Source organism: Leptospira adleri (assembly GCF_002811985.1).
Classification (GTDB): domain Bacteria; phylum Spirochaetota; class Leptospiria; order Leptospirales; family Leptospiraceae; genus Leptospira; species Leptospira adleri.
Genome location: NZ_NPDU01000020.1, coordinates 1 through 24,934 on the forward strand (window position 1 = coordinate 1; position 24,934 = coordinate 24,934).

Genomic DNA, 24,934 nt, shown 5'->3' on the forward strand with positions numbered 1-24,934 from the left:
GTTGCATCAACTAAGTGGGGAACTAAAAAGTATGTTGACATGGAGAAATTAAAAGAGTTAAAAACTTTAAAGCTCATGGCTTGATCGTGTGAGGAGAGCTCTTCTCAAGTTCTCATTTGTGCGAAACTTTAAGGACACTATCTAACAATGAGCCCATACACAAAACGGTTCCGCAGTGTTTTAGAACGGACTGAACTCATTCAAAAAAGCTCTTAACAAAAAAAATAAATCCGGAAAACTCAACCGACAAACAAATTTTTTAGGATAAATAAAGACAAAATTCTTCAAAGTTTCCTACAAAAAAGAACCAAAAAAAGAATTTCGATCTAAAACATCACGGATAGCTCGTAAAGATAGAATTCGAACTGTATTCAAAAAATGATATATTCAGAACGAAACACTCAAAAAAGACTCTTACGATTTTTTCTAAAACGTAAAATTTATTCTTTTAAATTGAGCTCTTCGACGATTTCCAAAAGAATTTTTGTTTTTTCCATGGGATCGGGATCGACCAAAATTTCTTGTTTTTTGGAAAATTCGAAGTTGAGAATGGAAGCGATGAAATCGATGGGAAAAGGATGAGTCATGAGTTCGTTCATTCTCAAAATAAGATCCTCTCCCGCGCCTTCCGAAAGAAGAATCCTTTTGGTCATAAAAAGAAGTCTTTCGAATGTTTTTCTAAAATCTTCGTCTTTTAAATATTCAAAATCAGGTTCTATCTTTTCGATTCGAGCGACTCGGAAGGGTTCTACCGTTTCATAGTCTATTAGCTTTGCGATTCCTTTGCCTTCGAGAAGAATATTGGATCTTCCGTCCGGAAGGGGATCTCTTCGGATGATCTTTCCCCAACCGAAAACGGTTTCAATTTCCGGATGTTTGGAAGGAGTTCTTGATTTGGCTGGAAGAATGGGGGCTACAGCCAATTCTTCACCGGACTCCATACAATAATCCAACATCAACCTGTACCGAGGCTCAAAAATATGCAATGGTAAGTAAGTCCCAGGGAATAGAATGATTTCCGGCAAAGGAAAGATAGGGACAGTAGTTGTTGACACGGGAAGGATACTATAGCGGCTTAGAGAGAAACCGTAAATCAAAATCCAAAGGCTTGGTAGAATTTGTATTATTTGGACCGAAATCGTCTTCAAACTTCCACAGAAAAACTAAAAGACTTAAGAATCATCGTAATCGGTGATTTTATTTTGGATGAGTATCTCATCGGAGAAGTAAATCGAATTTCTCCGGAAGCTCCCGTTCCCGTCGTCTGGGTAAGGAAAGAAAAGATTACTCTAGGAGGGGCCGGAAACGTAGTCAAAAATTTATCGAGCTTAGGAGTGAAATCCATCGTCCTCGGAAGAGCCGGAAAAGACGAAAAAGCCAAGAGTCTCCTCGAACTTCTTTCCAGCGAAAACACCGATTGGGAAAAAAACTTTCTTCTTCAATCGGAAGAAGTTCCGACTATTCTCAAGACTAGAGTTATAGCCGGACATCAACAAGTTTGTAGGATCGACAAAGAAGAATTAAAACCGATCACAAAAAAAGAAGAAGACCTCCTCATCCAGGCGTTCTTAGAAAGAATCGATTCTTCCGACGCGGTAATTTTATCCGATTACGATAAGGGAACTCTTACCCCGAGACTGATCCAAGAAATTTCCAAAATCTGCGTGGATAAAAAAAAGATCGTTACCGTCGACCCTCAAGTAAGTCATTTTTTTCTCTACAAAGGAGTGAGCATTCTTACTCCCAATCACCATGAAGCTGGAAAGGCGATCGGAAGAAAACTGGAGACGGATTCCGAAATTCTCCAAGCTGCAAAAGAAATCACGGAAAAACTTTCCTGTCCTTCTCTCATGATTACAAGAGGAGAAAAAGGGATGAGTTTGTATCTGAGTTCTCAAAAAGAAATCTTTCATATTCCTACGGTAGCAAGAGAAGTTTTTGACGTAACCGGAGCGGGGGACACTGTGATCAGCGCTTACACAGCTTATCACGCGGCGGGACTCAATCAGTTGGACGCAAGCGTCGTTTCCAACGCCGCCGCGGGAGTCGTCGTAGGAAAACTCGGAGCCGAAACCGTAACCCCGGAAGAATTGAATTCTTCCCTTCAATCCATGGGAACTCTTTCGGGATAGAATATGGATCTGAAAAATCATATCATTCCCTGGGAAAAAGCTGCCTCCTTTTCCGATCAGATTCGAAATTCTAAAAGAATCGTTTTTACAAACGGTTGTTTTGACCTAGTCCACAGGGGACATATCACTTATCTTTCTCAAGCGAAGGAACTCGGGGACTTTCTCTGGATCGGACTCAACGGCGATCTTTCGGTAAAAAGGCTCAAAGGGGATCACAGACCGGTCGTCACCGAAGAGGATCGTGCGATTCTTCTGGGAAACCTTCGATTTGTGGACGCGGTGACGATCTTCACGCAAGATACTCCGTTGGAGCTATTACGCCTGGTTCGACCTGCGATTCACGTCAAAGGCGGAGATTATAAAGTGGAAGATTTACCGGAAACCCCTTTGGTCCGAGAATTCGGAGGAGAAGTCAAGATCTTGCCTTTTGTGCCCGGAAAATCCACTTCACTTTTGATAGAGAAAATCCTGAAACTCTAAAACGTCTTCTTCTCATTTTTTTAGAGACAGAATTCCGAGAAATTCCTGTTTGAATTTCTGGAAACTCCCAAAACTCTGTTCTGAAAGGCGGGAATGGAAGTTGTCGAAGACTAAGTTTATCTTTGTAACCGGAGGGGTGAGTTCTTCACTCGGAAAAGGGGTCACCGTAGCGGCTCTGGGATGTCTTTTGGAAAGCAGGGGATATACCGTCTCTCTCCAAAAAATGGATCCTTACATCAACATCGATCCGGGAACTATGAGTCCGTATCAACACGGGGAAGTCTACGTCACCGCGGACGGAGCCGAGACGGATTTGGACCTTGGTTATTACGAACGATTTACTCATTCCAAACTCACGCGTAAGAATTCGGTTTCCACCGGACAAATTTATAATACCGTTATTCAAAGAGAAAGAAAAGGGGACTACCTCGGTCGAACAGTTCAGGTGGTTCCGCATATCACGAACGAAATCAGAAATCGGATGTATATCGTCGCCCGAGAAGAAAACCCGGATTTTATCATCGTCGAAATCGGAGGAACGGTCGGCGACATCGAATCCATTCCATTCTTAGAAGCGATCCGTCAGATGCGTTACGAACACGGAAGTTCCAACGTTCTCTTTGTACATCTCACGTTAGTTCCGACGATCACCGCCGCCGGAGAAGCAAAGACAAAACCAACGCAACATTCCGTAAAAGAATTGCTGGGCTTAGGAATCCAACCGGACATTCTCGTTTGCCGCGTATCTCAACCGATGACAAAGGAAATGAAAAATAAACTTTCCCTTTTTTGCAACGTAAAGGAAGAGAACGTCATTTCCGCGAGTGATATCTCCACTTCTATATACGAAATTCCTAAAATGTATAAGGAAGAAAAACTCGACGAGGTCGTTTTGAAAACGATGGGCCTCGAACTCAGAACTTCCAAGTTCGACGAATGGGATTCGATGGTGAAAGGACTTCTCGCCACAAAACAAACCGTTCAAGTCGCGGTGGTGGGAAAATACATTTCTTTGCAGGACGCCTATCGTTCCATCTACGAAAGTCTTTCTCACGGAGGAATCGCTCACGAAACGAAAGTCGAATTCGTAAAAATCGATCCCGAAAATCTAGATAAGGAAAACGTAATAGAAGCTCTCAAAAACGTACACGGTATTCTGGTTCCCGGCGGCTTTGGGGATCGTGGAATCGAAGGTAAAATTCTCGCGATCCAATACGCAAGAACGCAAGGAATTCCTTTTTTCGGAATCTGTCTCGGAATGCAGTGTGCGGTCGTGGAATACGGAAGAAACGTTCTCGGTCTCAAAGACGCAAACTCCACAGAAATCAGACCGGACACCGAAAACCCTGTGATTTCTCTTTTAGAAGAACAAAACGATATCGAACAGATGGGTGGAACGATGAGACTCGGTTCTTATCCCTGTAAAATCAAAAAGGGGACGCTTGCCTTTTCGGAATACAAATCGGAACTCATACACGAACGTCACAGACATCGGTTTGAATTTACAAATCGATACAAACAACAATATGAGGAAAACGGAATGGTCCTTTCCGGTTCCTCTCCGGACGACAATCTTGTAGAGATCGTCGAAATTCCAAAACACAAATGGTTTATCGGGGTTCAGTTCCATCCGGAATTCCAGTCCAAACCGACGGCGCCTCATCCTTTATTCGCTGGATTTATCGGCGCCGCCGTGAAATACTCAAAGAAAGGATAATCATGAAAGACAATACCTGCACGCAAAGAGAATTCCTAAACGGAGCCAAGATCGGAGGAGATCAGCCTTTCTTTTTGATCTCGGGCCCTTGTGTGATGGAAAACCGCGATCTTCTCGATCGGGTCTGCGCAGAGATGATAGAAATCTGCGGCGAATTAAAAATTCCTTATATTTTCAAAAGCAGCTTTGACAAAGCCAACCGTTCTTCCGTAAATTCTTACAGGGGTCCCGGACTTGCGGAAGGCATTAAGAATTTAGAATATATCAAAAACAAATACAACGTCCCGGTTCTTACGGATATCCACGAGACCCATCAAATCGGACCTTTGAAAGACGTATTGGACATCTATCAGATCCCCGCGTTTCTGTGCAGACAAACCGATCTAATCGCCGAATCAGCGAAAACCGGAAAATGGGTGAACGTCAAAAAAGGACAATTCTTAGCTCCCGCCGACACCCGTCATATCGCCGTGAAAATGAAAGAATCCGGAAACGACAAAGTTCTCGTAACAGAAAGAGGAACGAGCTTTGGTTATGGAAATCTCGTTTTCGACGGAAGGGCCGTACCGATCATTCATGGATTCGATATTCCCGTGATTTTCGACGCGACACATTCCGCACAACTTCCGGGTGCGGCCGGAAACAGCACCGGCGGACAAAGGGAATTCATCCCGAGCATTCTTCGTTCCGCTGTTTCCTTAGGAATCGAAGGCATCTTTATGGAAGTGCATCCGGATCCGGACAAGGCGCTTTCCGACGCTACGACTCAATATCCTCTTTCTCAGATCAAAAACCTCTTAAAGGAAATGATCGCGCTGGATCGTTACGTTAAAAAAGAAATCCTATCCTCCGCAAATCATTCGTAATCGGATTTTTCATGGAACACAAAGCGGAAAGTCGAAATCGGGTTTTATTCTTTCTGATTTCATTCGGGCTTTTCGCCGGTCAGTTTGCGGACTGTAAAAAAACGAATTATGAAAGAGTGGAGAAGGAAAGAGAAACCGGAGCTTCGATTTCCATTCGTAACTTCAAACGAGAAGCCTACGACCAAGACGGAAAACTCCAATGGGAACTCAGGGCGCAGGAATCTTACGTCTATGTGAATGAAAACAAAACGATCTTTTACAATATCGATTTTGATCAGTTCGAAAACGGAAAATTCAAATCCAAACTCCTCGGCGAAAAAGGGGAGATCAACCATAAGACAAGACTTATGAAACTCGAGGGGAAAATTTTTCTTCGAACGGACGATAACAAAATCCTCACCGCAAAACAGATCGAATACAATATGGACACGAAGAAGTTGGAATCCAATTCCGAGGTGACCGTAAGCGCCGACGGAACCACGATTCACGGTGTCGGATTACGCGCCGATAAGGATCTGAACAAGTTTACGATTCTAAAACCTTCCGCGATCACACAAGGCGGAACGAACCCGCTCAAAGCGGCCGGCTCGAAATGATTCGAAAGGTTCCGCTTTTGATTCTATTTTGTTTTGCGTTTTCCCAAAATCATGGAAACGTAAAACCTCCTCTTTTGGTGGGAAGCGAAACGGCGGATCGGAAGTTCGTAAGTATTCCCGAAAACGTGGAAAAGAAAAATAACGCGCCGAGTTTTCCCACGCTCTGGGGCGGCTCCGCTCTGACGCAAGAAGACAAGACCGTTTCCGGTCTCAAGATCACCGCCTTCATCTTGGAAGGCGGGGCCTGGATCCAACACAAAAAAGTCAAACTCTCTGCGAATCAGATCGAAATCTACGGAAAGGACGCCTTTAAAGGATTTTTAAAAGGAGGAGTTTTTATCCAAGATGGAGACAACGGTGTCACGTTACGCGCCGGTTCGGGAGAATACGATAAGCTCGAAGAAAAGATTTACATCAAGGATCGTCCCAGACTCTTTCATACCGATAAGAGCGGAACCAAGACGGTGATTTCCGCGACCTTTATCGAAAGAAACCTTGCGAAGAAAACCACACTCCTTAAAGAAAACGTAATCATCGCTCATCCTCAAATCACGATTCTTTGTAAAGAAGCGGTCTTTGAAGAGGACGAAGACAAGATCACAACGGATCCGAATCCGATTCTCATCGCGAAGGACCGATATCTCACCGGAGATCAACTTACGTTTTATACGAATGAAAACCGCGTCGAACTTACCGGTGAAAGCATCCTCTTTCAGAATTATACGGACACCGAAAAGGTAGAGAAACAGAATTCGAAAGAAAAACAACAGCCGACCGAAGAAAACGCAAAAAAGGAAGTTAGACGAATCGCGATTCTCAAAGGCGATCGTTTAATCAGCGATAAAGACGAAACCGGAGAGAACAGAGTCGGTCTTTACGGAAACGCCACCATCTATCGACATACCATGAAAATGAACGCTGAAAAAATGATCAGCTATGGCAAAAATTCCACGAAAGTGGAAGCCAGAAATCAGATCACGATGTTTGATCGAGAAAACCGATTGATCCTCTCCGGGAATGTCCTTGACTACTTCAAAAACGAACAGTACATTCATTTGACCGATTCCGGAAAAATCGATTTTCTCGATAAAAAAACGGACGCGATCACGAGCACGATGACCGCAATCGAGTTTGAACGATTTATGGATAAGAATGAAACCGTAATTCGAGGAAATGTTCTAATAGAAGGTAAGGATTCTTCCGCAACGGGAGAATACGCCACATATTTTGAAAAAGAGGAAAAAGTGTATCTTGAGGGAAATCCAACGTTGAAAAAAAACGGCAGAGATATTCATGCAGGAAGAATCATATTCTTTCCTAGAGAAGGCCGAGCCCTTTTGACAGATGGAATCGTTCCCGGAAAGTAAATTACGATTATGAGTAAAACCTTCCGAATGGAAAACCTGGTCAAGGTCTACAACAAAAGAAAGGTTGTGGATGGAGCCAGCTTCGATATCAAAAAAGGAGAAGTGGTAGGATTGCTCGGTCCCAACGGAGCCGGCAAAACCACTTCTTTCTATATGTCCGTGGGATTTGTCAGACCGGACTCGGGTAAAGTTTATATCGACGGACAAGACGTAACCGATTCTCCCATGCATATTCGCGCGAGATCCGGGGTGGGTTATCTCGCGCAAGAAGCGTCCATCTTTCGCAAACTCACCGTCGCCGAAAACTTGGAAGCCATCCTCGAAACGATGAACCTTTCCCGCGCCGAAATCGTCCGAAGAAGGGACGAACTTCTCATCGAATTACAGATCATGCGCGTCGCCAATCAGAAAGGTTATACTCTTTCCGGAGGAGAAAGAAGGCGTTGTGAAATCGCAAGAGCCCTCGTAACCAATCCCGACTTTATCCTGTTAGACGAGCCCTTCGCAGGTGTGGATCCGATCGCGGTAAAGGACATTCAAACGGTGATTCAATCCTTAAAAGACAGAGGTCTCGGAATTCTGATCACAGATCACAACGTGAGAGAAACCTTGAAGATCACGGACCGCGCCTATATCATGTACAGCGGAAGAATTTTGATCTCCGGTTCCACGCACGATCTTGTCAACGATCCGGAAACGAGAAGAATTTATCTGGGTGAGGATTTTACGCTGTGAATCTCAGTCACTCACTAGTTCAGAAACAAACCCAGAAACTGGTGATGACCCAGGACCTAAGACAGTCCATAGAACTTTTACCCTTATCCACGCTCGAACTTTCCGATCGTATCAGCTCCGAACTCGTGGAAAATCCCATGCTCGAGGAAGAATACGCTTCTGAAAGAAATCGAACTCCCGATCTTTACAGCAGAGACGATCTCAAGCGTAAGGAAAAAAATGATTTCCTAAAGAATTCGGATATCACCTGGCAGGATAATTTTTCCATCGATCGCGCGGGTTCCGGCGGAACGGATGCGAGCGACCGAAATCAAAAATACATAGAATCTTCCCCCGAAAAAAGTTCCCTTTCCGAACACCTTCTCTGGCAGTTGCGACTTTCCAATTTAAAACCGGACGAGATCTCCATCGGAGAAATTCTGATCTCGATGCTCGACGATCACGGATTTATCTCCGTTCCCATCAAGGACCTTTGTGCGGATATGAAGCTGAACGAAAAAAAAGTGCGAAAGATTCTTGGACAGATTCACAGACTGGACCCGATCGGAATCGGCGCAAAGGACGTTCAGGAAACTCTTCTGATCCAGGCAAAAATCCTCAAACCCGAAGATACAAAACTTCACACTCTGATCGCAGATCATATCAAGGATTTGGAAAAACTCGATTACAAGACGATTTCCAAAAAGATGGAACTATCCCTAGAAGCGGTGGAAAGCCTCGCTTCCGAGATCAAAAAGCTGGAACCGTATCCGGCCACGTTATACACCCCGAACAAACCGGATTATGTGATTCCTGACGTCGTAGTCCGGGAAGTCGACGGAGAATTCGATATTTATATCAACGACGAATGGATCCCACGACTTAAAATCAATAAAGAATATAAGAATATTCTAAAAAACGCAAAAGACTCCGACAAGGAATACATAACTACGAAACTCGGCTCCGCGGAATGGCTGATTCGATCCGTCAACCAGAGAAGACAAACGTTATTCAAGGTCACATCGGCGATCATAGAAATGCAGACCGAATTCTTCCGTAAAGGAATTCAATTCATCAAACCTTTAACTCTAAAAGACATCGCAGAAAGACTGGACATGCACGAATCCACGGTTTCGAGAATCACCTCCAACAAATACGTGCAGACTTCCCGAGGAATCTTAGAGTTGAAATGGTTTTTCTCCTCCGGGGTTCGTTCCGCCGAAGGCGGAATCGAATCTTCCAAGAAGATCCACGATCTCATTCGAAATCTGGTAAAAGAAGAACAACCCGAAAATCCTTTGTCCGATCAGGAAATTGTGGAAGAAATTCAGAAACAGGGAATCGAGATCGCGAGAAGAACGGTCGCCAAATACAGAAAGATCCTCAAAATTCTTCCTTCGAGTCAGAGAAAAAAAGTAAAGTCCTTGGAGTCCAGATAATTCTATGTCCATGCCGGGAATCAACGTTTCCAACATTCTCAACGAACACGAAGAATTGGGGCTTCGTCTTTTGGCGGGAGAAAAGGGTCTCACCAATCGGATCAACATGTCCGAGATCAATCGTCCCGGTCTTTCCCTCACCGGTTTTTACGAAAGTTTCGCGCACGATCGGATTCAAATTTTCGGAAAAGGAGAATGGGCTTACATCACTTCCCGATCCCCGGAAGACTTAAAACAAATCGCCGCGGATTTTTTCAGCTTTCATCTCAACTGTATCATCTTTACTCATGGAAATCCTCCACCTCCGATCTTTCAGGAAAACTGCGAAAGACTCGGAATTCCTCTTATGATCTCGGACGTTTCGACTCATAAATTCATCACACTCATTTCCGGAATCTTAGATCGAAGCCTCGCGCCAAGAACGATGAGACACGGTGTTTTGATTGAAGTGTTCGGAATCGGAATTCTTCTTTCCGGAAAAAGTGGAGTCGGCAAAAGCGAAACCGCCCTCGAACTCATCGAAAGGGGACATCGTCTGGTCGCGGACGATATGGTCGAAATCAGAAGGCTTTCCGAAAGTTATCTGATCGGAACCTGTTCCGATCTTTTGCGTCATCACATGGAAATCCGCGGATTAGGAATTTTGAATATTAAAGATATCTTCGGAATCGGATCCGTAAGAGATCACAAACTCATCGAACTCATCATTCATCTGGAAGAATGGACCGAGGACAAGGACTTTGATAGAACCGGTCTGGAAAATCCGACCGAAGAATTGCTCGGAGTACAGATCCCGCTCATCCGGGTTCCGGTTCGTCCGGGAAGAAACATTCCGATCATCGTCGAAACCGCGGCGATGAACCAACGTCTGCGTAAATTGGGCAAAAACGCCGCGCAAGAATTCAATCAAAAATTAAGTCAATATTTACAGCAGGGTAAAGTTGAAAGAAATTCTCCTCAAAATCAATGAGAACGGAACCGGTATGCACGCAAGACCGGCGTCCGTGTTTGTAAACTGTGCTTCCAAATTTCCTTGTGAAATCACGGTTGTCAAAGACGACGTGGAAGTAAACGGAAAGAGCATCATGGGACTGATGATGCTCGCTCTCGCGCCGGGAAACGAATTTACGATTCAGGTGCGGGGCGATAAAGAAGACGAAGCCCTGGAGGCTTTGACGAATATCGTAAAAAACGATTTTGCCTGATCCTTTTCTCTTTTCGCAATGAACGACGAAACCAGATATTATCTAAGAGATTTACTCATCTTAGGTCTGATCATTCTTCTTTCCGTAATTCTTGCCGAAGCCATTCAATTTTCCGGCAGCGGTGTCCGAAACGACGATATCGGATTTTTAGATCGAATCGTAGTTTATATTTTCTTTTTTATTCCTCTCTTTTCTCTTTCGCTTCTCGTTTCTTACTTTTATAGAAACAAAAGAAATTTGGAAACAGGGAGACTCAAAAGTTCGATCCGTTACAGACTGACCCTTTCCTTTATTTTCGTCGCCTTACTTCCTTCCGTGCCGATCCTCTTTCTTTCCTCGAACATCACCGGAAAAATCTACGAAAGATTCTATGGAATCGATATCGAAGAGGCCCTTTCTTCCGGCGAATCCCTTATCCGAAACGAAGAAGAGGCGAAAAAGAAAATTCTAATAGAAAAAACGAGACTTTTGGAAAGTTTTTTAAGAATCCATCCGCTCAACCTCGAAACGTTAGTCGCCGGCGCCTCCAAACTCAACCTGATTCAGAGCGACGAATTCTACGTGGGTATCTACGAAAACGAAAAATCTATATTAGAAAATCGCGGTTTAAAATATAAACCCTACGAAAAAGATTTTAAATCTTTCTCCAAATCCTCGCTTTGGACGGAATTTACGAGTTATCGAAACGATTATTGTATGTATTATCTGAGGGTTCCCTTTCCGATCGGAAAACGGATTCTTCAGACCGGAATTCGGATCCACAAAGGTGAGGAGAAAATCGTCTATTCACTCATTTCCACCCGCAGAAATTACGATCGCGCGGATTTGGCGAAAGAAAAACTTCCGTATCGAATTCGTTTGATATTCAGCATTATCACCGTTTCGATTTTTTTACTCGCGATCTATTTTTCTCTTCTTTTCGCGAGAAGAATTTCAAGACCCATCATAGAACTCGCAAACGCCACTCAAAAAATTTCGATGGGCGACACGGACATCAGCTTGGACATCCGCGAAACCGGTGAGATCGGCGCTTTGATCGATTCTTTCAATCAGATGGTTCAGGATCTCAAATCCAAAAACGCGGAACTCATGCAAAGCCAAAGAATCGCCGCGTGGAAGGAAGTCGCGCAAAGAATGGCGCACGAAATCAAAAATCCTCTGACTCCGATTCAACTTTCAGCGGAAAGGATTCGTAGAAAGATGAAATCCGAAAATTGGGAGCAGTTTCACGAGGTCGTGGAAAACGGAACGGATACGATCATCAAACAGGTTCGGGTTTTGGAACATCTCGTAAACGAATTCTCCGACTTCGCCCGTATGCCCGCGCCGAAACTCATCAACCAAAATTTGGAACCGATCATCTTAGAAGCGGTGAAACTTTTCGAACACACTCCTCAACTCAAAATCGAAACAAGAATGGCAAAATCTTTTCCGCAACTTTTTTTGGATCAAAAGATCATCCTTCGAGTTTTGACTAATCTGATTAAAAATTCCATAGAAGCGATCGAAAGAAAAAGAGACAAGGAAGAACTTCCGGATTACCCAGGTTCCATTCTAATTTCCGTTTCGATCAGCAGAAAGATTATGCGAAGGGTGGCGATCATTTCAATCGAAGACAACGGTATTGGAATTTCATCAGAACTGAAACAAAAAGTATTCGAACCTTATTATTCCACAAAAAACAACAACACATCGGGAATCGGTCTTGCGATCGTTCAAAAAAGTGTGATTGACCATAACGGGCATATCTCGATAGATTCTTCCAGTATGGGCGGTTGTCGTTTCCAAATCGAACTTCCGGTTTCCTAAAACGCAATGAAAATATTTATCGCCGACGACGAACCTGAAATCAGAAAATCACTGAAGGAAATTTTGGAAGACGAAGGCTTCGAAGTCGAAACGTTTTCCACGGGAAAAGCGCTGCTCAAACAGCTCAAAGGCGACCGACCTTCGCTTATCCTTCTCGACGTTTGGCTCGGAAAAGAAGACGGAATCGTAGTCTTGGACGAATGCAAAAAACTCTATCCGACTCTACCAATCCTTATGATCTCCGGTCATGGAACGATTGAAATCGCCGTCGCTGCCACTAAAAAAGGAGCTGTGGATTTTTTGGAAAAACCTCTTTCCATCGAAAAAGTTCTTCAGGCGATCGAGAACGTCGTTCAACCGGAGGAAAAAAATCAAAACGTTGAAATCAAATTAGAATATGATGAAATACTAGGAAACTCTCCCGCGATTCAAAAAGTGAAATTTGCGATCGCACAGGCGGCTTCCACGAACGCCCGCGTTTTTATCTACGGAGAAAACGGAACCGGGAAGGAGCTAGTAGCCAAAACTATATTCAAAAATTCTAAACGAAAGGATCAACCCTTCGTGGAGATGAACTGCGCCGCCATTCCGGAAGAATTGATCGAATCGGAACTGTTCGGTTTCACAAAAGGAGCCTTTACTGGAGCGACCGATTCCAGGATAGGAAAGTTCGAAGCCGCGAACGGGGGCACTTTATTCTTAGATGAGATCTGCGACATGTCTCTTTCGACCCAGGCAAAAGTATTAAGAATTCTGCAAGAACAACGTTTCGAAAAATTAGGAAGCACCGAAACGATCACCGTTGACGTTCGAATCATCGCAGCCACCAATATCCCGGTGGAAGAGGCGATCCGAGACGGTAAATTCAGGGAAGACCTTTATTATCGTTTGAACGTGATCCCGATCACGATTCCCCCTTTACGGGAAAGAACTTCGGACATTCCTTTGTTAGTCGATTATTACATCTCAAAAACTTTGGAAGAGAACAACCTTCCTCCTAAAAAAATCGAATCGGAAGCGGTGTCGATCCTTCAAAATCACTTTTGGCCCGGGAACATACGGGAACTCAAAAACATCATGGAACGACTTTGTATTATGACCGTAGGAGCGACAATCACCGCAAGCGACGCAAGGGACGCACTCAAAGGTTTTAAAACCGCAAACGAAATGGTGGAACTCGGCGATTTCAGAAAGGCTAAAGAAGAATTCGAAAGACAGTATATTATAAAAACATTACAGACCAACGAGGGGAACGTTACTAGAACCTCGCGAGTTTTAGGAATCGAACGTTCCCATTTATACAGAAAGATGAAGTCGCTTAACATTTCTTCGGATCAGTACACCGATGGATAAACAAATTCTTACAAGCCTGGGAAGAATTTTAGGCGATCTGCGCTTTTTGATCCAAAAAAAACAGGTTCCAATCCTTCAGTTCGCCGGTGAAAAACCGCCGGAAACAACCGAACTGGTTTGGAAAGAGGACTGGAATCCCGGAGAAGTCCAAAACGATCTCCGACTGGAAGCCGAAGGAATTCAAGTAAGACGACCGGCTCGGGCCGCGGAAAGAAACTTCACTTGCAAACTCTGCACGGACCGAATCAGCGCGGTGCGGAATTTCCTCGTAAAAGGAAGAAAACCCGTATTAGTACTTCATTATACTGGAGAAATCGCGCCCGGAAGACCTTCCTTTTCCAAAACTTCGCCGGATCAGATTTTTAGAACCAAGGACGCGGAAGAATTATTCGGAAGAATGATCCTAAAACAATTCGGTTTTAGTCATCGGGAATTCTATTATCAGGAATACCCCGCTTGTATCTTTGCTCATTCCAAATCGAACGCACAGTACTGGAAACTCAGAACCGAAAAATGCGAAACTCAAGTTAAGGAAACGATCGAATCCGAAAAAATCAAAGGAATCATACTTTTAGGAACTAGCGCGATCGCGGTTTATGGAAAGGAAAAAGCCCTCGAGATGATGGGAAGAACGTTAGACTTCATTCCGGGAATCCCGATGGTAGTATTACGTTCTCCGGAAGCGATTTCCGCGATTGAAACCAAACGTAAGAATTTTTCCGGTTCAAAGGAATCTTTTGAGTTTGAGACGATCAAAAAAGAAGAAATTTCCATCAAAGAAAGTATTCTTTCCCAACTCGCGCTCTTTCAGAGCAAACTCAAGGACGTACTTTGATCTATTACGCGGAGGTCGCGTTTGATCTTCCGATCGAGGAAGACACATTTACTTACGAGGTTCCTCCCGGAACAAAAGTCGGAGTTCGTGTTCACGCAAAACTGCGTAGCCGGGAAGAAGAAGGTATCATAGTTTCCGTCCATCAAAACGAACCGGACTATAAGGTTCTACCGGTGGACAAAATCATCGATAAAACTCCGATCCTACTCCAAGAGCAGATCGACTTAGCATATTGGATGAAGGATCAATACATCGCTTCCTTGGGAGAATGTATCTATAAGATGATTCCCGCGGGAAGAAGACAGGTCAAACTCGAAAGTTTCCCTTCGGACGCGGAAGGAAAACCGGTAAAACTGAACGAAGAACAAGATGTCGCTTATCAAAATATCGTCTCGACTTTCGATCAAACCGCCGTTCATCTTCTCTTCGGAATAACCGGTTCCGGAAAAACGGAAGTTTACATTCATCTGATACGAAAGATTTTGGAAAGTTCGGATCGATCCGTGATCCTTCTCGTTCCGGAGATCAGCTTAACCTTTCATATCATTCGAAAATTAGAAATTATCTTTCCCGGCCAACTCGCGGTCTTACATTCCGCCCTCAAGGTTTCCGAAAAATTCAAGGCCTACAACGAACTTTTGACCGGCAAAAAAAGAATCGCGGTGGGCACGAGGAGCGCGGTCTTTGCTCCTGTTTCCAACGTGGGCCTCATCATCATAGACGAGGATCACGATTCTTCCTTTAAGGAACATTCCAGTCCGAGATACCACGCAAGACAAGTGGCGATGCAGAGGTGCAAAACGAACAACGCAGTTCTCGTATTGGGGACCGCAACGCCTTCCCTGGAGATTTATCATCTCGCAAAGGAGGGAAAAATCCATCTGCATACTCTCACCAAACGCCCCGAAGGTGTGGTGCCTCCGACCGTTCGTATCGTGGAAAATCAAAAAGAATCCAACGTCCTGAGTTCGGAACTTTCCTTCGCGATCAAACAGAGATTGGATAAAAAAGAGCAGGTCATTCTTCTTTTGAATCGAAGAGGTTACAGCCCTCTGATCTATTCTCCGGCGACTTCTTCGTATGTCCCTTGCCCGAACTGTACTACCAATCTTTGCTATCACAAAAAAGGAACCGCAATCTGTCATCTTTGCGGTCATACGGAAACGTTAGATTCTCTTGAAAAAAGAATGGGGGAAACCTTAACTCTCAAAGGAACGGGAACCCAAAAGTTGGAAGAGAATCTTCTCGAAGCGTTTCCTCAAACCCGAGTGGAGCGGCTCGATCAGGATTCGATTCAGGATCGAAGTTTGTTAAACGAAGTCATATCCCGCCTTCTAGGAGGAGAAATAGACATTCTAACCGGAACACAGATGATCGCAAAGGGTCTGGATGCGTCCCAAGTCACGTTAGTCGGCGTTTTAAACGCTGGGATCGGCCTCGGCCTTCCGGATTTCAGGGCGAATGAAAGAGTCTTTTCTCTTTTGACACAAGTCGCAGGAAGGGCGGGGAGATCGAAACTCAAAGGCGAGGTCCTCATTGAAACCAACGCTCCCGACCATCCGGTCATTCAGATGGCGATGACCCAAGACTATATTCAATTTTATGAATGGGAAATTCCTGTCCGAAAAGAGTTGTTCTATCCGCCATTCTCAAGATTGATTCGAATCGTTTCGAGATCCAAAGAGGAAGCCGTTTCTCTGGAAACGATCGAACTCGTTTTTAACGCGCTCAAAAAATTCTTCCCTTCCAAGGACACCGTAATGCTCGGTCCCGCTCCTTGTCCTTTTTACAGAATCGATTCCAATTTTCGAAACCATATCATCCTCAAAACGTCTTCGATTCAATATTGGAGAGAAATCATAAAAAAAGAAGTTCGTCCTCTCAAACTCTCCAAAAAAGTTTATCTTGAAATCGACTTCGATCCCTTAGATTTGGTGTAATATGAAAATCGGATACTTTGGAACCCCGGAACATTCCGCAAAACTTCTGAAAGCGCTCGTCGATTCAAAGCTCGTAGAAGTCCTTTTTGTAGTCACCAATCCCGATCGACCGAAAGGAAGAAGCAGAACTCCGGAACACGGTCCTGTCAAAAAGATCGCCCTCGGACACGGACTTCCGGTGTTTCAATATGAATCCATCAAAAAAGAAAAAGACAAAGCCCTTTCCGATTTCGGTTCTTTTCCAGCCGATCTCTATATCGTATTTGCTTACGGATCGATTCTTCCTTCCGAGGTTTTTAGACATCCGCCTCTCCGATCGATCAACTTGCACGGCTCCCTTCTTCCGGATCTTCGAGGAGCGTCTCCGTTGCAGACCGCACTTTGGAAGGGTTATACAAAATCCGGAATCACGATCCAATACATCACGGAGAAGATGGACGAAGGGGATATTATCGCTTCGCAAGAGGTGGAAGTGACTCCCGAAGACGATACCGGAACTTTGATGGATAAGATTACGCAAGCAGGAATCGCGACAATCCTTGACTTACTTCGGAAATTCGACGGCAAATCTTTTTCCGCGACACCGCAGGATTCTTCCAAAGCGACTTACTGCGGAAAGATCAAAGCCGAAGATAGAATTCTGGATTGGTCTTTGAATGCGGAAGATCTTCACAACCGAATCCGAGCGCTCTTTCCGGACGCGGTGGCGACGACTCAGTTCCGAGAGAAACGGATGAATATTCTGAAGTCCAAGCTCAGCGAACTTACGCCGGAACTTCCCGCTTCGCCTGGCAAATTGAAACGATTGGACAAAAAAGGCCTTCTTACGCAGTGTGGTGATGGTAGATTTTTGGAAATTCTGGAATTGCAACCGGAAAACAAGAACAGGATGTCCTCATCCGATTTTCTCAACGGTTTCAGAATCCAAGAAGGGGAAACATTCGGGTGAATCAGGAACAAATCAAAGAGAAATACCTTCCGATCGGAGGATATATCTTATTCTTAGCGGCGGGTCTTCTATTATTTTTCAGCGCCGCATTCTTAGTCGTCTTCGTAAGAACCAAAAGTACAGCAAAGGTAATCGTTCCCGATCTGGTCGGAAAATCTTATCCTGAAGTTCACAACGAACTCAATCGTCTTCAGTTGAAGGTGCGTCTGGAAAACAAACGTTATCCGGACAAGACTGACGGAATCATTCTGTATCAATCCATTCGTCCGGGAAGGGAGATCGAAGCCGGAAGTAAGATCGTTCTTGCGGTCAACACTGGCGTGGATCGACTTCTGGTTCCCGATGTTCGCGGACAATCCATCGATTCCGCAAGAGCCAATCTTCAAAAAGTTCTCGCGGGAGAAACTTACGTAGAATTACAAATCGGCGGGATTACTTATATCGAACCGCAAGCCGATCAGCTACCAAACACCGTGATTGATCAAATCCCGGAGCCAGGGAAGAATACGACTTCTCGGGAAAAAGTATTCTTACTCGTGACCAAGGCGCCTTCTAAAACCAAAGAAGAATTTTCACCGACTTCCTTTCAAGGTGCGTCCTTTCCGCTCGTTCAGAAAAGCTTAACCCGTTCCGGAATCAAGAGTAGGGTGGAAGAAATCATCAATACAAGAGTTCGCACCGAAAACGGGCTCATTCAATCCGCAAGAATGGAAGGAGACGAGATTCGTTTCAAAGTATTCTACTTTGAACCCGAGCTCGCGGTGGAAAGCGGATACGAACTTTTTTCCTACGAAGTAGATGACAACGGAGACTACAAAGCCGTTCTCAAACCGGAGAATCAGGACGTAGCCGACGTTCTCACACTTCCCGTGGCTCTCAAAGACGGAGAAAAGTTTCAGACCGTATTTTATAGAAAGGGAAGCGTGAAGTTGACCCTTCTGGACGCAACCGATTCCAAAGTAAAATCCAAATCCTACGAGAGTGAACTTTGAAAATTTCCGCATCCATCTTAGCGACCAAACTTACCGAACTCGGCAAAACCGTTCCCGATTACGATCCTTCCGCTATCGATTTGATGCACATGGATGTGATGGACGGGAACTTTGTTCCTCAGATCAGCTTCGGAGAAGCTCTGAGCAAAGAAGTGAAGGCTCTGACTTCCATTCCTTTGGACGTTCACTTGATGGTTTCCAAACCGGAGAACCACGTTTCCAAATATTACGAACTCAATCCTTATTGTATCACCTTCCATATCGAGACGACGGATTTTCCGGTACGACTCGCTCAGGAAATCAAATCCCATGGAACCAAGGTGGGAGTTTCCCTCAATCCGGGAACTCCGGTTTCTTCTCTGGAAAACGTTCTTCCGTATATCGATCTGATTCTTTTGATGACCGTGGAACCCGGATTTTACGGACAAAAGTTTATCGTAAACGGAATGGAGAAAATCCGCAAAGCAAAAGAACTCATCGGATCCAGACAGATCGAACTGGAAGTAGACGGCGGGGTCAACGACACGAACATACAAGAGTTAAAGAAGAATGGGGTCGATATCGTGGTCGTGGGTGCGGGACTTTATAAGACCGGAAACCCGGTGGATAACGCAAAACATCTCAAATCCTTAGCGAAACCTTGAACCTGCTTTTTGTCGGATCATTTCTTGACAGAGGGACATATTGTCCAATATTGGTAAAAATCATGCATTCTTTTTTTGTACATTCTTTTGTACGGAAAAAATGATAAAAGGAAAACGATCCCTTGGTAAAGCTTAGATTACAAAGAACTGGAACCAAACACGACCCTCATTATAGAATTGTTGCCGCTGACAGCAGAGCGCCTAGAGACGGAAAATTCGTAGACATCGTTGGTCACTACCATCCAGCACAAATCAAAGAACAGACTACCTTCCATAAGGAAAAAATTCTTACCTGGCTGAAAAACGGAGCTCAACCTACAGGAACCGTTTTGAACCTGTTTAAAAACGCAGGTATTTGGGCTGAATACAAAACCACCCTGAAGAAGTAATGGAAGAATTGCTGAAGTACATCGTTGCTTCTCTCGTTGAATTTCCCGAAGAAATCGTAATTCGGGAAATCGAAGGAGAAGAACAAAACATCATCGAACTTCGAGTTTCCCCGAAAGACGTGGGAAAAGTAATCGGTAAGAACGGTCGTATTGCAAAATCCCTGCGCGCGATTCTTACTGCGGCTTCCGTAAAAGCAGGAAAAAACTTCTCGCTCGAAATCATTGACTGAAGGCTGGATTTCACTCGGCCAACTCGGAAAACCCTTTGGAATCAAAGGGTTTCTTCGTTTTAACGTGAGAGAAACCGTTCTCACCGAATTCAAACTTCCAATCCAACTAAAACTTCGAAAACCGGATCCGAACTTTCCGGAAAAAGAGATTACCGTACTTGAGTTGCAACCGCATACCGGCAAATTCATCGTACGGATCGAAGGAATCGATTCTCCCGAAGCGGCGGAAAGACTGACGGGAGGAATTCTTCTTTTACCCGCTCATTTACTTCCCAAGATCCAAACCAAGGACGAATTTTACATCTCCGATTTGATAGGATTAGAAGCCGTGGACCAATCCGGAAATAAATTGAATTGGACCCTTCGAGAAGTTTTGGAAAACCCGGCGCATCCGATTCTTGCATTTACACAAAAGGAAGGACCGGAAATCCTAATTCCCTTTATCCATATCTATGTCGGAGAAGTTGACTTAGAAAAAAAAACCGTCGCTCTGATTCATCCGGAGGTATGGAATGAAGTTTAATTTCATCACACTTTTTCCGGATAAAATCCGTTCTTATTTTTCAGAAGGGCTTCAGCAAAAAGCGATCGAAGCCGGAGTATTTTCAGTTAACTTAGTACAACTCCGGGATTTCGCCGGAAACAAACACAACCGTGTGGACGATACGATCTACGGAGGCGGTCCGGGGATGCTCCTTCGAGTTAAGCCGATTCACAAGGCTTTGGAATCTCTTGGAGAAGACAAAGGCACGGTGATTCTTACATCTCCTTCCGGGATTCCATTCCATCAGGGCATTGCTACCAAGTTAAAGGAAGCCGGAAAACCTCTGACCTTCATTTCCGGATACTACGAAGGCGTGGATCATCGTGTTGCAGAACATCTGGTTGACATGGAAATGTCCCTTGGAAATTATGTATTATCTGCCGGGGATTTGGCCAGCATTTGTATAGCGGATGCGGTGTCCAGACTTCTGCCGGGTTTTTTAGGAGCAGGGGAAAGCCTGTTGGATGAGTCTCACAACCATCCCGATATTTTAGAATATCCGCAATTTACAAAACCCTCGGAATACAATGGATGGAAAGTTCCTGACGTCCTGCTCAGCGGCAACCACGCTTCCATTTTAGCGTGGAGGGAACAAAATAGAAAGAAGATCGACCCCGATCAAGAGAGGAAATTATGAATCAACTTTTAAGAGAAGTATTAACTCCGGACGCTGAAAGAAAACAAAACTTCGCAGTAGGCGATACCGTTAAAGTACATTATAAAATTGTTGAGTCCGGAAAAGAAAGAGTTCAGGTTTACGAAGGCGTCGTAATTTCCATAGCGAACGAAGCGAACGGAAAAACTTTCACCGTCCGTAGAGTTTCTTACGATATCGGCGTAGAAAGAATTTTCCCTCTTTTTTCCCCAAGAATCGCAAAGATCGAACTGATCCGCAAAGGTAAAGTGAGAAGAGCGAAACTTTACTACCTCAGAAACCTCGCTGGAAAAGCGGCTCGTATCAAAGAACTCAAGGGTGGTAAAACTCTCGTGAGTGAAGATAGAAAAAGACAAATTCAAGAAGATTCTGCTGCCGCTGCCAAAGCTGCGGCTCCTGCTGCAGAATAATCCCTGTTTGCTGGAAACTAAAACCAAGTTTGAACCGGAAGAACTCCGGTTCTATTCAGAGTCCATTCCCTGTGGAATCGACGAAGCAGGAAGAGGTCCTTATGCAGGGCCTCTTTCTGTTGCTTTAGCCTCTTTTTCAAAAAACACGTTGGAACAAATTCTGGAAGGTAAAATTCTCCAGGGACTGACGGATTCTAAAAAACTATCCGAGAAAAAACGGGAGGCCTTGTATCCCGAAATTCTCAAACACGCTCAAATTTCCTACCGAACATTCTTAAGTCCTCAGTACATCGATCGGGCAGGAATCAATCGAGCCGTTTTAGAGGGGATTCGAAAATGCGCCAAATTGGCGATTCGAGTTTCCAATTCCACTCATCCGCTTCAACTTTTGATCGACGGCAACTATAACTTCAATCGATATCCGGAATGGAGCTTTTTAAAGAACCGATCGGTTTTTTATACGAAAGGGGACCTAAGAATCGTAAGCATAGCAGCGGCTTCGATCCTCGCAAAAGTAAGCCGAGATCGATATATGGTCTCCATTTCCAAAAAATACCCTCGTTACCAATTTGAACAACACAAAGGATACGGAACAAAACTTCATGAGGAACTGATTGTTCGCCACGGTCTTTCCGATATTCATAGAAGAAGTTTCACCGGAAAATTCTTAGAATCTTAAAAATTGTTTCTTTATTTTGAAATTATTTTTTGACAAAGGATAGAAAACCCGGCGGGAACCTCGTACCAGGTCCGTATAATGGTTAGCTCCTTTCACGTTCCAGAAGAGGACGGATTCTTATGAAACTTTCCGCGGATGTTTCCGCTGGGAATCTGCGTCTCGATTTGGGAAGAAATTCGGAACTCGGTAAATCCGAATTTCAGAACTTGTCTTTGAATCCCAGGGTCAAAGCCTTGGTTTTGGAGATTTTTCCGGGAGGGGCTTGGATTTCTTTAGCGGGGAAAAGAATCAAAACAAGTTCCGATTCAACCCCCATGTTTGTGGGAGAAATTCTTACGTTAGCCGCTAAGTCGGGGAAAAGGGGCGTCGAACTGAAAATCATCGAAAGAGAATTGTCCACCATCGATAGTCCGCTCTCAAAACTCCAAGGAATCGGAATGAGCGTTCGGGATTTATCTGAGAAAATGTACTTACAAAATCCGTCCGATAACTCAGTGGAAACTTCGCTCCTCCGAGTTTTAAAATCATACTATCCATTTATAGAATGGACTCCGGAATTACCGCATTTCCGTTGGGAGTTTCCCGAAGGAAATGCCGAAGGAACCTTGGACGTAAGACAAGAGATGAAAAAATTTCTGTTCCGCATTCAAACCGAAAAGACGGGAAAGACACTCGTTTTATTCCTTTGGAAAGAAAGAGCTGGTGAAGACCTACAAATCAACGCTACTTTTGATAATTTTAAAATGTACTTGCACGCTTGCCAAAACAAAGAAAAATTTAAGCGAATTTTGAATGAGTCTTCTGTGAGCTTTCAAGGATACAATATTGCTTATAAAGCTTCGCTCACTCGGAAGGAATGGAATGCGTAAATGATCAGCGTGGCACTTAAATTCATACCTAAAAAGGACGACGCTCCCGTAATCATCGCGTCGGCTTCCGGCCTTCTCGGTGATGCCATTCATAAGATCGCGAAAAGAAATTTGGTTCCGATCGTGGAAAATCCGATTCTCGCCGAAACACTTTCCGAACTTCCCGTCGGTCAGGAAATTCCGGAAAATTTATACAGAGCGGTGGGCGCAATTTTTTCTATGATCTTAGAATTGGATTCTAGTTCGGGAAAAAGGAAAATTTAAAATGAAAAAGTTTGCCGTCTCTGAACTCAAACCCGGGATGAGGTTTACAAAACCTGTTTATCTCGATAAGGAAAATCTATTCATTACCTCCAACACTCCGGTTACCGATAGCGATCTCGATCGTTTGAATAAGTTCGGAATTCAGGAAGTGATGACCGCGGGAGAATTGCTTCAAATCGGCAATTCTATGGATTCGGATCTTTTGGAAACGAGCATCGACGATATCATCGTAAATACGATCGTGGACGACGATCTGCAACCTCTCAAAGCCATCTACGATAACCTCAACCGAATCAAAGTTTCGTTTAGCAATCTTTACAGGGAGACTACGCAAATTCTTCAGGATGTTTTTAAAAAAACGTTAGAAGAAAAACCTCTGGAAGTCACTCCCGTAAGAGAAATTGCGGAAAAACTGACCGACTTTGTTCGCTCCAATCAAAATATTTCTTACTTAATTCTTTCAAACAATCCGAGCGGATATTATCTCTACAATCAGATCGCGAACGCGACTTTCTATTCTCTCATCATGGGAAAATTGCTCGAATATTCCAGACCGAAGATGATCGATCTCGGAATCTCCTGTTTGCTCGCAGATATCGGTATGTGCAAGGTTCCCGCGACCGTTTCGGAAAAAAACGAACAGCTTACCGACGAAGAATTCAAAACGATCATGAAACACACAATTTTGGGTTACCAGATTCTTTCACAAAGAATGAAACTCAAAAACAACCTCGCCATCGTCGCCCTTCAGCACCACGAGAGATACGACGGAAACGGCTACCCTCAAAAATTGGCTTCCACTGCGATCGAAGAGCAGGCGAGAATTTACGCGATTGCGGATAACTTTTCGGCTTTGGTCACCAATCGTCCTCATCGAAAAAAGATTCTCCCTCACGAGGCGATCAAATCGATGATCAGCATGGATGTCGGCAAGTTCGATCTAAAACTCGTTCGTTCCCTTCTCAATCATCTTTCCCTTTATCCAGTGGGTTCCTGCGTGGAACTTTCGGACAAACGAATCGGAGTGGTCTTGGGCCCAAATCCCGACAAACCGATCCGACCTTGTATTCGTATTATAAAAGATGAATATGGTGAGATGGTTCGAAATCTCATCCTCGTGGACCTTCTTCGCGACACGAATCTTTTTATTTCCAGGCCCTTGGACTTGCAGGAAATCACAGCCTGATTTTTTTCTTTGCAAGACTTCCGAAAACAAAAAGGAATCGAAGGTGAAAATCTTGCCTGTGATTTCCTGATTTCGATCGGACACGAAATTCTCAGGCGAAATTTTCGATTTTCGCGCGCAGAAATCGACATAATCTCCCGCAAAGGAGAAGAGCTTCATTTTATCGAAGTCAAAAACTGGAAAGGATTCGAGATTTTCGATCCTCGCATCTCCTTAAACCAAGGAAAACAAAATAGAATGAGAAGAGCTGCGGAAGGTTTTATGGCAGCAAATCTTCCCTTTCAAAACCATTTTGTCTCATTCGATCTTGTCTTCATAAACTCAAAAAAGGGATGTGAATATTATCCTGGACTCTTTTGAAATAGTTCGTTAAGGTACTTCCAACAACCACCGAATTCTTAAATTGTCTGCGGGTTCTCAAGGAAGAGAGCCTTAAATCGTTACAAGGAAGTAACTATGAAGAGCATCCCGATTTTAGGAAATCTGGCCGAATCAGATGATTTCGGACCGGATCCGGTCATTCTCCGCAAAAGGGGAATGCCGGTAAAAAAGCGAAAATTTGAAGATTACAAAAAGAAACTGGAGGATCCGAGCTATATCGATTTTGCAATCGATAAGATCGCGATGGAAATCTCCCATTTTCTTTCCAAATGAACCATGAACTTCTCGC

29 protein-coding genes are annotated in these 24,934 nt (G+C 44.1%); 28 read left to right on the forward strand and 1 reads right to left on the reverse strand.

Annotated elements, in window-relative coordinates; genetic code table 11:
* Nucleotides 1-440: 440 nt before the first annotated feature.
* Complete coding sequence (locus tag CH376_RS09340; RefSeq protein WP_100787349.1) at nt 441-1,064, reverse strand: LON peptidase substrate-binding domain-containing protein; 624 nt, start codon at nt 1,062-1,064, stop codon at nt 441-443.
* A 54-nt stretch (nt 1,065-1,118) separates the two neighbouring features.
* Between CH376_RS09340 and rfaE1 the strand changes: the two genes are divergently transcribed.
* The 28 genes from rfaE1 to CH376_RS09480 all read left to right on the forward strand — a co-directional run bounded on the left by rfaE1 (nt 1,119) and on the right by CH376_RS09480 (nt 24,918).
* Nucleotides 1,119-2,132: a D-glycero-beta-D-manno-heptose-7-phosphate kinase gene (rfaE1, locus tag CH376_RS09345; RefSeq protein ID WP_100787282.1), complete on the forward strand. Its 1,014-nt coding sequence runs from the start codon at nt 1,119-1,121 to the stop codon at nt 2,130-2,132.
* Nucleotides 2,133-2,135: 3 nt separating this feature from the next.
* A complete protein-coding gene (gene rfaE2, locus CH376_RS09350; protein ID WP_100787283.1) occupies nt 2,136-2,612 on the forward strand; it encodes a D-glycero-beta-D-manno-heptose 1-phosphate adenylyltransferase in 477 nt (158 codons plus the stop codon).
* Between the two features lie 100 nt (nt 2,613-2,712).
* Complete coding sequence (locus CH376_RS09355; protein ID WP_100787284.1) at nt 2,713-4,329, forward strand: CTP synthase; 1,617 nt, start codon at nt 2,713-2,715, stop codon at nt 4,327-4,329.
* 2 nt (nt 4,330-4,331) lie between these two features.
* The gene (kdsA, locus tag CH376_RS09360) at nt 4,332-5,195 is read left to right on the forward strand and encodes a 3-deoxy-8-phosphooctulonate synthase (RefSeq protein WP_100787285.1); all 864 of its coding nucleotides are present in this window, start codon (nt 4,332-4,334) and stop codon (nt 5,193-5,195) included.
* A gap of 11 nt (nt 5,196-5,206) precedes the next feature.
* Nucleotides 5,207-5,791 (forward strand): LPS export ABC transporter periplasmic protein LptC, encoded by a 585-nt coding sequence (gene lptC, locus CH376_RS09365; protein ID WP_100787286.1) that lies wholly within the window; start codon nt 5,207-5,209, stop codon nt 5,789-5,791.
* Nucleotides 5,788-7,158, forward strand: coding sequence for an LptA/OstA family protein (locus tag CH376_RS09370; RefSeq protein WP_100787287.1), 1,371 nt, complete (start codon nt 5,788-5,790; stop codon nt 7,156-7,158). The genes lptC and CH376_RS09370 overlap by 4 nt, the downstream gene beginning before the upstream one ends.
* Before the next feature lie 9 nt (nt 7,159-7,167).
* Nucleotides 7,168-7,893: an LPS export ABC transporter ATP-binding protein gene (gene lptB / locus CH376_RS09375; protein ID WP_165781816.1), complete on the forward strand. Its 726-nt coding sequence runs from the start codon at nt 7,168-7,170 to the stop codon at nt 7,891-7,893.
* A complete protein-coding gene (gene rpoN / locus CH376_RS09380; RefSeq protein ID WP_100787288.1) occupies nt 7,890-9,311 on the forward strand; it encodes an RNA polymerase factor sigma-54 in 1,422 nt (473 codons plus the stop codon). The genes lptB and rpoN overlap by 4 nt, the downstream gene beginning before the upstream one ends.
* 4 nt (nt 9,312-9,315) lie before the next feature.
* On the forward strand, nt 9,316-10,281 hold the full coding sequence (gene hprK / locus CH376_RS09385) for an HPr(Ser) kinase/phosphatase (RefSeq protein WP_100787289.1): 966 nt from the start codon (nt 9,316-9,318) through the stop codon (nt 10,279-10,281).
* Nucleotides 10,253-10,516 (forward strand): HPr family phosphocarrier protein, encoded by a 264-nt coding sequence (locus CH376_RS09390; protein WP_100787290.1) that lies wholly within the window; start codon nt 10,253-10,255, stop codon nt 10,514-10,516. Before hprK ends, CH376_RS09390 begins: the two co-directional genes overlap by 29 nt.
* Before the next feature lie 18 nt (nt 10,517-10,534).
* Complete coding sequence (locus tag CH376_RS09395; protein WP_100787291.1) at nt 10,535-12,325, forward strand: LIC_11548 family sensor histidine kinase; 1,791 nt, start codon at nt 10,535-10,537, stop codon at nt 12,323-12,325.
* A gap of 6 nt (nt 12,326-12,331) precedes the next feature.
* A complete protein-coding gene (locus CH376_RS09400) occupies nt 12,332-13,678 on the forward strand; it encodes a sigma-54-dependent transcriptional regulator (RefSeq protein WP_100787292.1) in 1,347 nt (448 codons plus the stop codon).
* A complete protein-coding gene (locus CH376_RS09405; RefSeq protein ID WP_100787293.1) occupies nt 13,671-14,513 on the forward strand; it encodes a hypothetical protein in 843 nt (280 codons plus the stop codon). Before CH376_RS09400 ends, CH376_RS09405 begins: the two co-directional genes overlap by 8 nt.
* Complete coding sequence (priA, locus tag CH376_RS09410) at nt 14,510-16,453, forward strand: replication restart helicase PriA (RefSeq protein WP_100787294.1); 1,944 nt, start codon at nt 14,510-14,512, stop codon at nt 16,451-16,453. The genes CH376_RS09405 and priA overlap by 4 nt, the downstream gene beginning before the upstream one ends.
* A gap of 1 nt (nt 16,454) precedes the next feature.
* A complete protein-coding gene (gene fmt, locus CH376_RS09415; RefSeq protein ID WP_100787295.1) occupies nt 16,455-17,402 on the forward strand; it encodes a methionyl-tRNA formyltransferase in 948 nt (315 codons plus the stop codon).
* Nucleotides 17,399-18,394 carry a PASTA domain-containing protein gene (locus CH376_RS09420; RefSeq protein WP_100787296.1) on the forward strand — a complete coding sequence of 332 codons (996 nt, stop codon included), beginning with the start codon at nt 17,399-17,401 and terminating at the stop codon, nt 18,392-18,394. The genes fmt and CH376_RS09420 overlap by 4 nt, the downstream gene beginning before the upstream one ends.
* Nucleotides 18,391-19,038, forward strand: coding sequence for a ribulose-phosphate 3-epimerase (rpe, locus tag CH376_RS09425; RefSeq protein WP_100787297.1), 648 nt, complete (start codon nt 18,391-18,393; stop codon nt 19,036-19,038). Before CH376_RS09420 ends, rpe begins: the two co-directional genes overlap by 4 nt.
* A 122-nt stretch (nt 19,039-19,160) precedes the next feature.
* The gene (gene rpsP / locus CH376_RS09430) at nt 19,161-19,427 is read left to right on the forward strand and encodes a 30S ribosomal protein S16 (protein WP_100787298.1); all 267 of its coding nucleotides are present in this window, start codon (nt 19,161-19,163) and stop codon (nt 19,425-19,427) included.
* Nucleotides 19,427-19,657, forward strand: coding sequence for a KH domain-containing protein (locus tag CH376_RS09435; protein ID WP_000391865.1), 231 nt, complete (start codon nt 19,427-19,429; stop codon nt 19,655-19,657). The genes rpsP and CH376_RS09435 overlap by 1 nt, the downstream gene beginning before the upstream one ends.
* The gene (gene rimM, locus CH376_RS09440) at nt 19,650-20,180 is read left to right on the forward strand and encodes a ribosome maturation factor RimM (protein WP_100787299.1); all 531 of its coding nucleotides are present in this window, start codon (nt 19,650-19,652) and stop codon (nt 20,178-20,180) included. Before CH376_RS09435 ends, rimM begins: the two co-directional genes overlap by 8 nt.
* Nucleotides 20,170-20,838, forward strand: a complete 669-nt coding sequence (gene trmD / locus CH376_RS09445; protein WP_100787300.1) for a tRNA (guanosine(37)-N1)-methyltransferase TrmD — start codon at nt 20,170-20,172, stop codon at nt 20,836-20,838. The genes rimM and trmD overlap by 11 nt, the downstream gene beginning before the upstream one ends.
* Nucleotides 20,835-21,266 carry a 50S ribosomal protein L19 gene (gene rplS, locus CH376_RS09450; protein WP_100787301.1) on the forward strand — a complete coding sequence of 144 codons (432 nt, stop codon included), beginning with the start codon at nt 20,835-20,837 and terminating at the stop codon, nt 21,264-21,266. Before trmD ends, rplS begins: the two co-directional genes overlap by 4 nt.
* 7 nt (nt 21,267-21,273) lie before the next feature.
* The gene (locus CH376_RS09455) at nt 21,274-21,945 is read left to right on the forward strand and encodes a ribonuclease HII (protein WP_100787302.1); all 672 of its coding nucleotides are present in this window, start codon (nt 21,274-21,276) and stop codon (nt 21,943-21,945) included.
* A gap of 119 nt (nt 21,946-22,064) precedes the next feature.
* Nucleotides 22,065-22,814 (forward strand): hypothetical protein, encoded by a 750-nt coding sequence (locus CH376_RS09460; RefSeq protein ID WP_100787303.1) that lies wholly within the window; start codon nt 22,065-22,067, stop codon nt 22,812-22,814.
* A complete protein-coding gene (locus CH376_RS09465; RefSeq protein ID WP_100787304.1) occupies nt 22,815-23,078 on the forward strand; it encodes an EscU/YscU/HrcU family type III secretion system export apparatus switch protein in 264 nt (87 codons plus the stop codon).
* 1 nt (nt 23,079) lies between these two features.
* Nucleotides 23,080-24,264: an HD-GYP domain-containing protein gene (locus CH376_RS09470; protein ID WP_100787305.1), complete on the forward strand. Its 1,185-nt coding sequence runs from the start codon at nt 23,080-23,082 to the stop codon at nt 24,262-24,264.
* Nucleotides 24,265-24,273: 9 nt separating this feature from the next.
* Nucleotides 24,274-24,624: a YraN family protein gene (locus CH376_RS09475; protein ID WP_100787306.1), complete on the forward strand. Its 351-nt coding sequence runs from the start codon at nt 24,274-24,276 to the stop codon at nt 24,622-24,624.
* 96 nt (nt 24,625-24,720) lie between these two features.
* Nucleotides 24,721-24,918 carry a hypothetical protein gene (locus CH376_RS09480; protein WP_100787307.1) on the forward strand — a complete coding sequence of 66 codons (198 nt, stop codon included), beginning with the start codon at nt 24,721-24,723 and terminating at the stop codon, nt 24,916-24,918.
* The last annotated feature ends 16 nt before the right edge of the window (nt 24,919-24,934 follow it).